Origin of the sequence: Candidatus Pelagisphaera phototrophica, assembly GCF_014529625.1 — a bacterium.
Lineage (GTDB): Bacteria > Verrucomicrobiota > Verrucomicrobiia > Opitutales > Opitutaceae > Pelagisphaera > Pelagisphaera phototrophica.
In genome coordinates this window covers 1,367,115-1,381,693 of the sequence record NZ_CP076039.1, presented here as the reverse complement: position 1 = coordinate 1,381,693, position 14,579 = coordinate 1,367,115, and the positions used below count along the sequence as shown (strand labels likewise).

At 48.0% G+C, this 14,579-nt stretch carries 13 protein-coding genes; 5 read left to right on the top strand and 8 right to left on the bottom strand.

The genetic code is table 11. The features are described from left to right. Window positions 1-30 precede the first annotated feature (30 nt). The gene (locus GA004_RS05985; RefSeq protein ID WP_283396401.1) at window positions 31-1,458 is read right to left on the bottom strand and encodes a UDP-N-acetylmuramate--L-alanine ligase; all 1,428 of its coding nucleotides are present in this window, start codon (window positions 1,456-1,458) and stop codon (window positions 31-33) included. A 344-nt stretch (window positions 1,459-1,802) separates the two neighbouring features. After that, window positions 1,803-4,052 carry a replication restart helicase PriA gene (gene priA / locus GA004_RS05980; protein ID WP_283396400.1) on the bottom strand — a complete coding sequence of 750 codons (2,250 nt, stop codon included), beginning with the start codon at window positions 4,050-4,052 and terminating at the stop codon, window positions 1,803-1,805. Window positions 4,053-4,164: 112 nt separating this feature from the next. On the opposite strand from priA, the gene GA004_RS05975 reads away from it, so the two are divergent. Continuing rightward, on the top strand, window positions 4,165-4,581 hold the full coding sequence (locus tag GA004_RS05975) for a Fur family transcriptional regulator (protein WP_283396399.1): 417 nt from the start codon (window positions 4,165-4,167) through the stop codon (window positions 4,579-4,581). A 288-nt stretch (window positions 4,582-4,869) separates the two neighbouring features. On the opposite strand, the gene GA004_RS05970 is transcribed toward GA004_RS05975, so the two are convergent. Then, window positions 4,870-5,169, bottom strand: a complete 300-nt coding sequence (locus GA004_RS05970) for a tetratricopeptide repeat protein (protein WP_283396398.1) — start codon at window positions 5,167-5,169, stop codon at window positions 4,870-4,872. A 169-nt stretch (window positions 5,170-5,338) separates the two neighbouring features. Here GA004_RS05970 and GA004_RS05965 point away from each other — a divergent pair, with 169 nt between their 5' ends. The 4 genes from GA004_RS05965 (at window position 5,339) to GA004_RS05950 (ending at window position 10,097) form a co-directional block, all read left to right on the top strand. Then, entirely contained in the window at window positions 5,339-5,707 is a 369-nt protein-coding gene (locus GA004_RS05965; RefSeq protein ID WP_283396397.1) for a TPR end-of-group domain-containing protein, read from the top strand. Continuing rightward, the gene (locus GA004_RS05960; protein ID WP_283396396.1) at window positions 5,704-6,939 is read left to right on the top strand and encodes an MFS transporter; all 1,236 of its coding nucleotides are present in this window, start codon (window positions 5,704-5,706) and stop codon (window positions 6,937-6,939) included. Before GA004_RS05965 ends, GA004_RS05960 begins: the two co-directional genes overlap by 4 nt. Window positions 6,940-7,021: 82 nt before the next feature. Beyond that, window positions 7,022-8,401, top strand: coding sequence for a glutamate--tRNA ligase (locus GA004_RS05955; RefSeq protein WP_283396395.1), 1,380 nt, complete (start codon window positions 7,022-7,024; stop codon window positions 8,399-8,401). Between the two features lie 25 nt (window positions 8,402-8,426). Continuing rightward, entirely contained in the window at window positions 8,427-10,097 is a 1,671-nt protein-coding gene (locus GA004_RS05950; RefSeq protein WP_283396394.1) for a glutamine--tRNA ligase/YqeY domain fusion protein, read from the top strand. A gap of 380 nt (window positions 10,098-10,477) precedes the next feature. On the opposite strand, the gene GA004_RS05945 is transcribed toward GA004_RS05950, so the two are convergent. The 5 genes from GA004_RS05945 to GA004_RS05925 all read right to left on the bottom strand — a co-directional run bounded on the left by GA004_RS05945 (window position 10,478) and on the right by GA004_RS05925 (window position 14,576). Next, window positions 10,478-11,986, bottom strand: a complete 1,509-nt coding sequence (locus GA004_RS05945) for a sigma-54-dependent transcriptional regulator (protein ID WP_283396393.1) — start codon at window positions 11,984-11,986, stop codon at window positions 10,478-10,480. Between the two features lie 536 nt (window positions 11,987-12,522). After that, the gene (locus GA004_RS05940; RefSeq protein WP_283396392.1) at window positions 12,523-12,897 is read right to left on the bottom strand and encodes a hypothetical protein; all 375 of its coding nucleotides are present in this window, start codon (window positions 12,895-12,897) and stop codon (window positions 12,523-12,525) included. Between the two features lie 129 nt (window positions 12,898-13,026). Beyond that, window positions 13,027-13,476 (bottom strand): flagellar export chaperone FliS, encoded by a 450-nt coding sequence (gene fliS, locus GA004_RS05935; RefSeq protein WP_283396391.1) that lies wholly within the window; start codon window positions 13,474-13,476, stop codon window positions 13,027-13,029. Between the two features lie 55 nt (window positions 13,477-13,531). Then, window positions 13,532-13,816 carry a hypothetical protein gene (locus tag GA004_RS05930; protein ID WP_283396390.1) on the bottom strand — a complete coding sequence of 95 codons (285 nt, stop codon included), beginning with the start codon at window positions 13,814-13,816 and terminating at the stop codon, window positions 13,532-13,534. A 73-nt stretch (window positions 13,817-13,889) separates the two neighbouring features. After that, window positions 13,890-14,576 (bottom strand): hypothetical protein, encoded by a 687-nt coding sequence (locus tag GA004_RS05925; RefSeq protein WP_283396389.1) that lies wholly within the window; start codon window positions 14,574-14,576, stop codon window positions 13,890-13,892. Window positions 14,577-14,579 lie beyond the last annotated feature (3 nt).

Genomic DNA, 14,579 nt, shown 5'->3' with positions numbered 1-14,579 from the left:
GAGCGAATTCGGAAAAGTCCGCAAGCTAACTTAGAAATTTCCTCTCAAACAATGGTCAACGAACTGGCCGATAATTCCGTCAAATGACCCATTTGTTAAGAAAACGACTAACTGTTGCCCTGAGTCATCTGCACAAAGCTCGATCAAGGCTTTTAGGCTCGCTTCGTTCGACAGATTCGCAATCGCGACTATGCCCGCAGCATTCAAATCCGAAGCGAGTGCTTCCGTATTCATAATTTCATTATATTCATCAGGGCTCTTCTTTACCGCTCCAATCACGACCGCATCCGCCAGCGACAACGCCTCACACAAAGGCGCTCGCATAATTTCTAAACGTGAGGTATTGCTTCGCGGTTCAAAGGCAGCAATGAGCCTGCTATTAGGATACCGAGTTCGCACCGACTCCAGTATTTCCTTGATCGCAGTTGGGTGATGGGCGAAATCCTCAATCGCGATTAGCCTATCGGTCTCCAAGCGGATCTGCTGCCTTCGTTGAACCCCCCTAAATTGTTCGATTCCGGATGCCTGAAAATCCGTGATCCTGTCTTCACCCAAGAGGGACAACGCTGACGCCAGACACGCCATGGCTGCATTTCTGGCATTGAATAGACCCAACATGGCCCATTCCACGGACAACCACCTTCTGTTCTTCCACTCTAGATCGAATTTAGAGCCCTTCGAATTCGTCTCATATTTTGTGATACGCAGCTCACAGGACTCAGAAACTCCTACTCGGATAACGCGCGTCCAGTTGATCGGCAGAAGAGACAATACATTCGAATCATCTTCATTGATCAATAAAAAGCCGCTCCGTGGGATCAATCGGATCAAATGATCGAAACTTCGCTTAACATCTTCGAGATCCCTAAAAATGTCCGCATGATCAAATTCAAGATTGTTTAAAATTACGATGTGGGGCGCGTAATGGATGAACTTGCTCCGCTTATCGAAAAACGCACTGTCATATTCGTCACCCTCAATCACAAATGGGGCATCTGCAGACCCATTGTTCCAACCTCGGCCTGGGTCTAACGGGGCCCCTCCGATCAAGTAACCCGGATTCGCTCCCGACTGCTCAAGCAAGTATGCGGTCAAGGAAGTCGTCGTCGTCTTTCCGTGCGTGCCCGTCACAACAATATTTTGGCGCTTCGAAAGCACAAACTGGTTGAGAACACCTGGGAGGGAAACAAAGGGAATCGATCTCGATTCCAAAAGAAACTCGACCTCTTCGTTACCTCGAGAGAACGCATTTCCAATCACCACAAGATCAGGCTCAAGTTTCTGCAAGCGATCCACACTATAGCCCTCTAGCACCTCAACCCCAGCCTGAAGGAGCATGTCGCTCATTGGCGGATACACCGCCTGGTCCGACCCAGTTACCTCGTGTCCTAAATCACGTAGCAATAATGCCGCGTTCCCCATCGCGGTCCCTGCAATTCCCAGGAAATATATTCGCATCTCGGCAACATAGGAGCCCAGTAATTTTCATCAACCAACTTCTTCGATCAATTTTTGATTAGTTCTTGGCCACTCAAGGACCGACAATCCAAGAAACAATTGACTGGACCTCTTCAATCGAGAGTAAGTCCATTCCCACGTATTCTCCACGCCCTCTTTTTCCTGTCTATTCTTACGGCATAAAGCTGAGTAACTTTCGCTAGGGGCTGAAATAGGTAGAACTCACCAATACGGGAAACGGGCATCTTCGATTTGATGAAATCGTCAGGCTAGCGTTTGTCCCTAGCCTCGTGGGTATAATTGAATAGCCGATCAATTCGGCACTTCGAGAATACGAGCCCTAATCAACTCAACGACATCGGATCTACATCCAGAATTTGTATAACATCCGGGGGCCAGCCGATTTCACTAGCGACCCCTGACAGCTCAGCCATGGTATTCGTTATACTCGAAGCGAAATACCATATTTGGAATCGATAATGGTCCTTCATCTTTTCGATCGAACAAGGAGCTGGTCCTCGCGTTTCAATTCTGCCCCCCAACCTTTCGTTTGCCCGCTTGGCAAATTGCTCAGCAAAGAACGATACTTTATCTGGATTAGGCCCTCTAAAAACTTGCCGGATCAGATGACGGTACGGGGGGTACTGAAAACGCTTCCGCGACTCCGCCTCGATTTCCAAGAATGCATCCACCTCGCCTCTTCGGGCGAACTGGATAGGATCCGCATGAGGGGTAAAAGTCTGCACCACCACTTCACCCGCCAAATCCCCTCGACCCGCACGACCTGATACCTGAACCAAAAGCTGGAACGTTCTTTCATTCGCTCTGAAATCTGGAATGTGAAGAGACAAGTCGGCATCCACCATTCCAACCAGTGTTACATTCGGAAAATCAAGCCCCTTAGCGATCATTTGGGTCCCGACAAGTACGTCAATTTTACCGGATCGGAACTCTCCAAGAATCTGTCGGAACAAGTGTTTTCGACTCATCGTGTCCGCATCGATACGCACTACTTTCGCTTTCGGCATCACTCGTGTCACCGAATCTTCAATACGTTGGGTCCCCATCCCCTTCCAGCGAATCTTAGGGCTCTTACACGACGGGCATTGCGTGGGGGCATTGACTTCCTCCCCGCATAAATGGCATTTCAAAGTCTCATCACTACGGTGATAGGTCATGGGGACGCTACAATGGTTGCAGATCTCAACATGACCACAGTCCTGGCAAAGCATGCTCGACGAAAATCCCCTTCGGTTGATGAACAGTATGCTCTGCTCTTTCTTCTCAAAACGGTCCCGGAGTTTCTCAACCAACGTGGTTGATAGTTGAGTCGACTTGCGAGTGCGGGCGATCTCCTGTCTCATGTCCACCACATGCATCATCGGCAGTGCCCGATCGTCTACTCTTTGCGTAAGTCGATCGAGAGCGTATTTTCCTAGGGTGACATTACGATAAGACTCGAGTGAAGGGGTCGCGGAACCCAACACGCAAAGCGTATTCTCCAAATACGCCCGATACACAGCGACATCTCGACCATGATAGCGGGGGGTCTCATCCTGCTTAAAAGCAGGTTCGTGCTCTTCATCCACGACTATGAGTCCAAGCTTTTTAATCGGAGCAAAAACAGCTGAACGAGCTCCAACGACAACCTGTGCCCTGCCCGATGCCAGAGCCATCCAGGCGTCCAAACGTTCTCCGTCCGAAAGATGACTGTGCCACACGACCGTTTGTACATGAGCATATTGAGCGAGCCGGGACCGAATTCTTCCCACGGTCTGCGGAGTCAGTGCCACTTCAGGCACGAGAAAAAGCACCCCCTGCCCCTTTTCCAGGACTGCCTCCATCGCATCGAGGTAAACTTCGGTCTTTCCGGAGCCCGTTACTCCTTGGACTAAGTGGGTTGCAAATCCCCCCTTTGACAAGGTTGCCCTCAAGCTCTCGGTCACTGCGACTTGCTCATCGTTCAGTGTGAATTTTTCTTCTACCGCGAACTCTATTTCCCCAATCTCGTCCTCATAGGCTACTCGCTCCGCTACACGTGACTCCTCGTGAATGAATCCCTTCTCCAGAAGTCCGTTGTATGTGGCCGCCGATAGCTTCAATCGATTGAGTATCAGGCTCTTTTTTTGAGGCTTTATTTGCTGAAGGACAAAATCATACAAATCCCGCTGTTTGGGTGCCCTTCTACCCAACGTCTCCAGTTCCTCCTGGCCAAGTTTTTTTCCGATTGACACATATTTGTCTCTTTTAGGCGACATTCCCTGACGAATCGGACCGGGTATCATCGTCTCCAATACAGCTTCGCGTTTCGCCCCGTAGTAGGACCTCATCCATCCCGCGAGCTCTAGCAACCTTGGCGTCAATATAGGTTGGTCGTAGCAAACTTGCGAGACCATCTTCAGCTTTGAATACTCCACATCCGGATCCGCTTTTTTTTTGACAACGACCCCTAATGTGAACCGCCTGCCCACAGGGACACGAACGAGTGTCCCCACAGCAATTTGCCGAGACATCCCCTCGGCCACTTTGTAATGGAGGGTTTTGTCAAACCCCGCCAATGGCCATACCGCTACGATTTCATCATTCAAATTCACAAGCGGTAATCCGACATTGACACTTATTGAGAACGTATTGAGACTGCAGTTCGTGACAATCGAAGATTGCAGAGAACGATTTCGTGCCTTTTTGGTAAAACATAATCTGAGAATGACTGGCCAACGTATGGCTATCTTCGAAGCCGTATTCAAGGAGTCGAGTCATTTCACAGCAGAGGAACTTCTAGACAAGGCACGGCTGATCGATCGCACGGTTTCCCGAGCCACCGTCTATCGCACCCTTCCCATACTCGTCGAGAGCAGTCTGGTGCGCGAGGTCGATATTGGCACGAACCTAAAGTACTACATGCCCAACCGGGAACAAGGCGCCCAGAAGGCCCAGGTTATTTGCAACGACTGCCAGAAGATTTTCGAAATCCCAGCCCCCTTCATGGAATGGTATGGAAACACGGTTTCCGCCAACCTTGGGCTGACACCCATTAGCCAGCGTCTTCAAGTTACGGCTTCCTGCGAAGAACTCCTGGAAAAGGGATTTTGCTCCAAGAGCAAAGTCGAGACTTCAAACTAGTCCTTCTTATTCGAAGACAACCCCGCAAAAAAGAAGTAGGCCGGTAACCAACCGGCCCACTATTCACTCACGCAAATAGGGCTGCTAACTAAGCAACTCACACTTACTAAATTCGAGGTTGGACTACCAATCCAACTGCAGTTTGAGCAATCGCTTCTGCGAAGAATTGTGTCCCTGACGGGCTGCGTCTTGATACCATGCGATGGCTGCGTCGCGATTGCGGGTAATGTCCAGCATCACAGCCATACTAAACTGAGCCGCCGGATCTCCCTTGTCCGCCGCTTTACGCTAGAAAGAGGCAGCGATGTCGTAGTCCTTCTTCACCAAGACGCCATCCAAGCAGATGGATGCTAACCTACGCATCGCATCAAAGCTTCCACGTTCCAACGCATGATTGAACAGCCCGAAGGCGACTTCTGTGTCGGTCTTGAACCCATGACCATTAAAGTAGCATTCAGCGAGAGCAGCCGTTGCTTTCAGATGGCCGCGCTTCGCAGCTTTACCATACCAGTCGAAAGCAATCGACTCATTAGCCGTTACGCCCCTAGCCTGCTCTACGAATCGACCGGAACCTACCTGATCTTTCATGAGTGAAAGCGCTCAGGCTCAATTCAGTTTCAATGCCTGGAACGAACCATCTATAATAATCTTCGGCATCCATTCAGAAATCTGCTCTCAGCACTAGCGTCGGCATATCTTTACCTCCGAAAAACCTTCGCTTGCAGGTAAGCACCCTCAGCATAGCATAGATTTCGAAATGGAAATCGATGCCCAAGATGCCTTCGAGATAAATTTTTTTGAGAACCTTCTCAAAAAGGACTCCAAGAACCCAGAGACGCTAGAGCTGCTGGGCGGTCTATACTCAAAATATGAGATGGCAAATCAAGCTCTCCGCATTGACCGAAGGTTAGCCCGAATCTCCCCTCAAAACCCGCGGGTACAGTACAATCTGGCCTGCACCTTGTGCTTGCTAGGGCGAAAACGCGAAGCTCTCGATTCACTCAGGAAAGCGATTGAGCTCGGGTACGATGACCGAAATTGGCTTATGCAAGACTCCGACTTCAACTCGCTCGAGAACCATCCTGAATTCCAATCGCTTGTCGAAGCGTGCGGGCAATCCCTGTGAAAGACGGGAACTCCAAAATTCCCGATCCTCAGGTCTCAGCAAGCAAAGTCGAAATCGCTCGTCAAACTTTTCGCTGGGACATTATTCGAAGTTGTTTGAGTGGTCTCATGGATTCAGGGTGGCGCATTTTCGCGCTTCTCGTTGTCACTCGCTACTTCGATGGAACGTCCTTTGCAAAGGCATTGGTTCCAGCTGCATTCACAATTGGACTCCTTTCAACGCCCATCGCGCTGTTCTACCTGCCCCGACTGAGGCTACAAACCTCCAAGTTATGCAGCATCAACTACATGATTTCAGGGATTCTTTTCTGGGTGGCCTCTTTAGGGGTAGACTCACTTTGGCTATTCTTAGGGGCGGGAACCGCTGCAGCCGCTGTCTTGGCCCAGCAAATGCCGCTGCTTATCCACATTTACTCCACCAACTATGCTTCTGGATTGCGGGGCAAGCGAGTCGCCTATGCGATTTCCGTTAGTATCACAATTGCCCCTGTTTTTGGCTGGTTTGGAGGACAACTCCTCGAGGAGGATCTTTCACAATTCCCAATCCTCTTTCAGATAATGGCGGCAGCCTGCATTTTTTCCGGAATATGCATTTACAAGGTTCCGTCTGAGATTCTTCAGCGAAGCCCTAGCGGAAACCCACTGACCCACCTATCACTCGCATGGAAGGACAAGGTGTTCGGCTGCATGTTGGGAATGTGGATGATCCTTGGATTTGGCAATTTAAGCACCATGCCCCTTCAAATTGAGTATATGACAAGCGATGAATACAGTATTCACGCTACAAATACTCAAATAGCCATCGCAGGCATCATTATTCCCAGCACTGTCCGCATTTTCGCGACTTCAATCTGGGGGCACCTTTTTGACGCCTTTAATTTCTTCCTCGTTCGTGCCTTCACGAGTGCCATTCAGCTGGCTGCAATTTTGATCTTCTTTTTTTCGGACACGATGGCGGGGATTTATATCGGTTCCGTAGGCTACGGCCTGGCAATGGCGGGAGGAAACGTCAACTGGAGCCTCTGGGTCACTAAGTTCGCGCCACCAGGGCAGGAGTCCGACTACATGACGGTTCATTCATTTATGACTGGGGTGCGGGGTCTAGTGGCTCCCTTTATCGGTTTCTACATGCTTAATTTGATCTCGATCCAAAGTTGGGCAACTATTGGCTCCCTGCTGGTCGCCCTTTCAATCGTGCTGCTTTTCCCAATTAGCCGTCTTGCAAGACGTTGAACCAAACCGAATCCAACCATTCTATCGCCCTTCCGAAGAGATGCCTTGATTCGCCTCACCTTAAGCGCAACGTGTCCTGAATATGAACCAAGTCCGAGTCAGATTTGCTCCTAGCCCGACGGGATCCACCCACATTGGAACCGCGAGAACCGCGCTCTTCAATTGGCTTTTTGCCCGCAAAGAGGGGGGGGCTTTCGTTCTCAGAATAGAAGATACCGACAAGGAGCGAAATACCCAGGAAGCACTCGAAGAACTCATCGACGGGCTCAAGTGGCTGGGTCTGGACTGGGATGAAGGTCCAGGTAAGGAAGGCGATTTCGGCCCCCATTTCCAAAGCAAGCGAAACGATATCTACGCCGAATACCTAAAAATCCTGAAAGACAAAGACCGGGTTTATGAAAAAGACGGAGCCATCTACTTCAAACTGGAAGGCGATCGCTTTACCGAATACGACGACTACTTGAAAGCCGACGTCGAGAAAGTTAAAACGCTGCCAGTTGTAATTGAGGACATCATTCGAGGCAAAGTAACACGACGCGAAGATCGAGACTTCGTAATTCAACGCTCAAACGGCGACCCGAGCTTTCACTTCGTTAACGTGGTCGACGATATAGCAATGAAAATCACCCATGTCATTCGAGGTGAAGACCATCTCTCAAATACGTCGAAGCACATAGAGCTATTCAATGCTTTCGGAGTAGAACCCCCAAAGTTCGCTCACCTGCCGATGATCCTCAAAAACCCGAAAGAAGGGAAAGGCAAGATGTCGAAACGTGACAAAGGAGCCTTGATTTCAGAATACAGGGAACGCAATTTTATCCCCGAAGCGGTCCGCAATTTCATCGCTTTACTGGGTTGGTCTCCAAAGGATGAGCGAGAGGTTTTTACAATCGAAGAACTAACTTCAAGGTTTAGACTCGAAGATGTACAAAAAGGAGGTGCTCGATTTGATGAGCAAAAGATGTCTCACCTAAACTTTGAGTACATGAAGGCGATGCCGATCCAAGCGTATGTGCAAATAGGGAAACGGTCGCTAGTCAAATCTGGATTGATTGAAGAACCAGTTGATGAAACTTATCTGACCACTGTTATGAAACTCTGTCAGGAGAAAATTGATAGTTTCGAAAATCTTCCCGGATTCGCCTCCTATTTCTTTTCCCACCAATACGCTATTAGCGAAAACGCGGAGAACAAAGTAATGAAAAAGGAAGGAGCGATCGATCGATTGGAGGAGTTGCTGCCCCGTCTGGCAGCGTTACAAAACTGGACTCAAACTGAGATTGATTCCGCGTTTAACCAATTGGCCGATGAAAAACAGCTTAAACCTTTTGCCTGGTATCCCATCGTTAGATTCTCCGTAAGCGGTACAAATTCAGGGCCAGACTTCCTACCAATGCTTGAAGTGCTAGGGAAAGAACGTGTTCTGAATCGCCTAGAGTTGGCTATCAACAAATACCACTAATACATCCAGCGTAAGCATTTCCAATATGACTGAAGAAACCTCATCCAATTTCATTCGAGATATCATCGACGAATACAAAGCAGCCAAACCTAACCAAGAAATAGTAACTCGTTTTCCTCCTGAGCCCAACGGCTACCTGCATATTGGACACGCCTTTGCGATTCAAGTATCGTACGGAATTGCTCGAGACTACAATGGGCAATTCAATCTACGTTTCGATGACACGAATCCAGCGAAGGAAGAATCTGAATACGTTGATGCGATTAAGGAAGACGTCAAATGGCTGGGTGCGGACTGGGGGGATAACTTGTTTTTCGCGTCCGACTACTTTGATCAACTCTATGATTGGGCCCTTCACCTGATTCGCGAGGGACTCGCCTATGTAGATGACCAAAGCCCAGAGGAAATGCGGAAAGGTAGAGGGTCATTGATAGAACCTGGTGAAAACTCTCCTTTTCGTGACCGAACGGTAGAGGAAAATTTCGATTTTTTTCAGCGAATGAAAGATGGCGAGTTTGATGAAGGCAACCGCGTCCTCCGGGCTAAGATCGACATGGGCAATCCAAATCTGAATTTGCGCGATCCTGTTCTCTACCGCATTCTACACGCCAACCATCATCGGACTGGAGACAAATGGAAAATCTACCCGTCCTATGACTTCACTCACGGACAAAGCGACGCAATCGAGGGAATCACACATAGTCTCTGTTCTCTCGAATTCGAATTTCACCGACCTCTCTATAACTGGTTTTTAAAGAACCTTCCAGTTCCCAGCAAGCCACGTCAAATTGAATTCGCCCGTCTCAATGTAGAGCATATTGTCACGAGTAAAAGGAAGCTCTTGCAACTTGTCAGTGAAGGCCATGTACGAGGCTGGGATGACCCAAGAATGCCTACTGTATCCGGATTCCGTAGACGTGGTTACACTCCTGAGTCGCTAAATGAATTTTGCCGTCGAGCAGGCGTTGCCAAGAGAGAACGAGTGAATGAATACGCCCTACTTGAGTATTGCATTCGCCAAGACTTGGAAGAACGAGCCTATCGCAGAATGGCCGTGCTCAATCCTGTTAAAGTAATCATAGAGAATTTTCCTGAGAATGATACCGAATACTTCGACGGCCCCAACCACCCGGCGAAACCTGAACTTGGAATGCGTTCAGTTCCTCTAACTCGTGAGATCTACATCGAGCGAGAGGACTTCATGGAAGATCCTCCAAAAAAGTTTTTTCGACTCGGTCCTGGTCGCGAAGTTCGACTACGCTACGCCTGCTACATTACTTGCACCGGATTCACAAAGGACGAAGAAGGTGAAATACAAGAAATCCACGCCACCTTCGATCCAGAATCGAGAGGAGGATCTACACCCGACGGACGTAAGGTCAAAGGAACTATCCATTGGGTTAGCGCCACTGAAAATCGGTCTCTAGAGGTTCGTAATTATGAGCAGCTTTTCACGAAAAACAACCCAGAAGACGTAGAGGAAGGACAGACATTCATAGACAATCTGAATCAGAATTCTGAGTCCATCATCACCGCCTTCGGAGAGCCGGAATTAGGAAAAGCCACAATTGGCGAGCGCTTTCAGTTTGAACGCAAGGGCTACTATGCCGTTGATCCAGACACCCAATCAGATCAGCTGGTATTAAATTGTACCGTTGGATTACGCGATAGCTGGGGGAAAAAGCAAAAGAAGTAAGATATCTTCGTATCAGACTCTTCATAACAATCCGAAAACTAGAAATGCTCCGGCCATCGGTCCTGGAATGTGGGTAGCCCGAAACGCTAAAGCTAGAATACTCGCGTTAGCCTCAAATTGCGTCCCTTTCGGAAGTTGAAATTACAAATACTTGATCCATGGTAACAATCCTCTCGGTCCCTCCTGTGTATATCATACTCTACGCCAAAAGGCTTAGGTAGAATTGCCCTTGGATGCGTAAAAAACGCATGGTGACGCCCTGAAGGTAATTCTCCAAGGAACTTTCCCGATGCACGAGACCCCAATAGACTCGAATTAACCCGTCTGGGAAACTGAGAAGCGGATATAATCCCGCCTTTCAGTTGCAAACCTTAACCTGCCTACTCTTCTCCGGCAATGAACTCTCCGTCCTCACGGTAAATCGCGAGCTTGTTTCTCAATGTCCTGATACTGATTCCGAGAATTTTAGCCGCATGAGTCCGATTTCCTTTGGTGGTTTCCAAAGTACTCAAGATGTGCTGCTTCTCAATCTGCTCCAAAGGAAGCGGTTCATCACCGAAATCAGGCACGCTCGATTCTGAAGAAAAGGTTGATGAGGACGTTGGAGTCGAGGGAGGAAATCCTACCTGATTCGAACCTCCATACCCTGTCGAACCGGCGCCCACCCCAACGGGCTCAGGAGTAGCTACTGTTTCGCGAAAGGCAGGGACGTTAACATTGGCCATCACCGGCATCAGTCCAAGGGAATCCGCGGAAATCTTTAATCCAGATTCGGATAAAATGACCGCTCGTTCAATCGTATTTTGAAGCTCTCTGACGTTTCCAGGCCAAGGATGAGAAGACAGAGAACGAGACGCTGCTTCCTCAAAGCCCCTCAAAGTTATCCCATGCTTTCGAGCAAATTTTTGTGCAAACGTTTTAGCGAGCAACAGAACATCTCCTTGTCGCTCTCTCAATGGTGGGACGTGAATCGGAAATACATTCAATCGATAGTACAAGTCTTGTCGAAAGTCCCCTCTTTCAACCGATTTCATCAGATCGCGGTTGGTTGTCGCAACCACTCGCACATCAACTTTGATCGTCTTGTTGCCTCCAACTCGTTCAAACTCACGTTCTTGCAAGACACGGAGCAGTTTGGCCTGAACCTTTGGCGATATCTCACTAATTTCGTCCAACAGTATGGTTCCGCCATCCGCCAGCTCAAAACGCCCTTCGCGCCGCTGAATGGCACCTGTAAAAGCCCCCTTTTCATGACCGAAGAATTCGCTTTCGATCAAGCTTTCGGAAATCGCTGCACAATTGACTTTGATAAAAGGAGCCTTTCGGCGACTACTTCTGCGGTAAAGCTCACTCGCAACCAGCTCCTTTCCGGTTCCGTTCTCTCCATTGATCAGAACGGTGGCTTCCGTTGGAGCTACCTTGCCGACCATAGATCGCAAATTCTCGATCGGCACACTTTTGCCGATTAGTTCAGCCCCCTCTACGCTTTCTTTCGCAAAGAACTGATTCACCTTAACGAGTTGGCGATAGTCCTTGGCCTTTTTCATCAGGACATCAATCTGCGATGACGAAAATGGCTTAATGATGTAGTCAAACGCACCCGCCCGCATGCATTCGACCGCAGATTCTACGGTCCCATTTCCTGTGATGATCACGACAAGAGGCGGATCCTGCATTGTTGCGATTCGATCTAGCAACTCCGTGCCGTTCCCGTCTGGCAGATGAACATCCACAAACAAGAGATCAAACTCGTCTTTTTGAATGTGCTTCTCCGCTTCACTCAGGTTCGAAACGCTACAAACAGAGAGCCTTTTTCTTCTTAGTTGCTCCTCGAGAGCTTTCCTAATCACAAGCTCATCATCCAAGATGAGTATTCTTTCAACGGTCATAAAAGCTTAGCTTAAGTTCCGGATTTTGTAGGTTTAACTATCACAAGTAACTTTACTTCGGCTCCACCCGAATTGGGCACCGACACCATTAACTTAGCGACAATGCGATAGAATGAAACAAAATCGAACGAGGTTTTTGTAAAAATAGACTCAATCTAACCCCGATCACCCACTGAACCGCCATACACGACTGGCAAGTTCCATTTAGATTAAACTCTTTTTACCATGCTTTCCTAGTTATCCGCTACATAAATTCCTTTAAACCGGCACTTAATCGAAGTCAATTCATAGGCTGAAGAACCGCAACCAATAATTCCAAAATGACAGCCCTAGATGCAATCAGCAAGCTCATGACTATTAGGTCCGCATTTGTATTCAAAACTTGAAAATCGGGAAAGCGATTCCACAACTCGCGTCCTATTCTTCCCGTCACCAGACACAACGGTTGGCGCGAATTTAGATCCTTTAAAATGATACAGGGAATCCAAGAGTCGTTTCTCTTCTTGTCCGCCGCTGACATTTCTTCCTCAAGAACCTTATGCTTTGTCAGTAAGAGACCTATTGGGAGAATCCAGACTTAATGCAGACCCATACGCCTTCCGGATTTGTGACACGGAAGTCGCGTGCTTTGAAAGAGATCTCAATTCGGCTCTATTTTGACCCATTAGCAAACTGAGACGTTTTTCATTCTCTTGCTCTTGCTTCTGTAACGCTTCCACGCGCCTACTAAATTCCACCTTCTCCTCGATTCTCAATCGATCCTTATCCCTCAGAGATCCAAGCTCCCCTAAGAGTTTCGACTTCTTTGATTGGACTTTTTGGATCTCGTCGAAGTTCGCTTCCTTAATACAGAAAGTTTCCTTCGCTGTGAGATCTTCATAAGCAGTGAGTAGAACAAACCGTTTTTCCATACAAACTATCGGACAGTATTTAAATCAGTCATTACTTATTTGCACTAGCGTGAAGGTTTCTCACCAGCAAGCAAGCAACCTCCGCTAGTTTGACGGAAAGGAAATTCGATTTTATTGGTAACCAGAAGGCTAGGCTCGGAGTGAAAGTCCTTCTCCAACCCCCATTCCCGGGGCAACGGGGACGGATTCCGCCTTAACTTTCTGCTTCGCGAGCATCTCCTCCCAGGCGTCACGAATCTCGGAAAAAAGTTCAATAGCCAGATCGATTGGAGCTTCCTCCTTCTTGAAGTTCGCTTCATTCAACTTCATCGAGTAGAAGGCATATAGGCCAAACATCCGATCTGTAAAATCCTTGCCTTTTTCAGGCCGCAAAGATCGCTGAAGCTCACCAAAAATGTTCTGCGCCTTTATCAGATTATTGCTAATCGTTTCATTTCGCGACTTAACTTCTTCGAGCTTGAAACCTGACTTAGCCCGTCGCATCGCATCCAGCGCCCCATCATAGAGCATCAATATCAAGCGCTCGGGACTCGCCGATAAAATTGCGGCCTTCTTGTACGACTCGACATTTTGGTTCATAGGCTAGCTGGTATTTTTACTGATCACAAGGCGATCAAATCCTAACGGATACTACTTACTCTTCATCGTCAAAGGGCACGATGAGTTTAGCAATCGAATCGACAATTTCTTTGGAAGGATAATTAGGATCGTTGAGCAATTCCTTACCTCTAGCGACCACTTCCGGCCGGATTTCTGGCTGGTTTCGTAAAGCACCTAATATCGAAAGATCCAATTTTTCTCCGGAGGGCTTAACTTCCGCATCGACTTCAGTAGAAGACGGCGTCGGCTTTCTTGCCTCAGCTCCCTTTATGTTCTGGGTATAGAGTTCGTCAGTCTGTGGGTGGTTATTGATATTCATACGTTAGTTAGATTAATGATTATTCAGGCTAATTTGTTAATTACTTTTAAAAACGGCTCTTTCCTGATGAACTTTAATCTTTTTGTAAATAAATTGTTCTGAATAGCGAATGTGCGACATATTTGGAAAATCGATTGGGGCTATGTAGAATGGTTTGAGTGTTGTGAAGGGGGAATTGAATAATTGATTCTGTCTTATAGTATTTCCTGGCAGAGTTGGAAACCGCAGGATTGGAAGCGTCGAAAACCTCGTCCGCCGCCCAAACGATTTCGCCGGTATGTCCATCGAGCAACTTCGCTCGAATACCAAGTCCTACTGGTTTATAAGGCTTGAAATAACTCACGTCAAGGAGCAGCAAACCGTCGATGGCATACTTCGCGCTCAGTTTGGTGAGTAAGTCTGTAGGCAGATACTCAATCGAGGAGTACCGGGGTTCCGGGAACAACGTGCTCATTTCTTCAGGAGTCAGGCTGACTACTTCAAAAAGCGAACGCTTGACCAGTTCGAGACGGAAATTTTCCTCGATACCTTCAAAGTCGTGGTGTTCATAGCGTCCTTTGTACATGGGTAGCAATGCAACGCGATTCAGGCTCATGGGCAACGGAGCCTTCTGATAGACGTTTGTAGTCTGCCTTTTTTTACCGATTGTCGTATCGTATTGCGAGTTCACTTTGTGAACCGTTCCGCAACCTGATAGCAATGCAATTAGTACGGTCGCCATAAAGGACAGACCTATGTGGGTCCTAAAAGATAGCCTCATGCC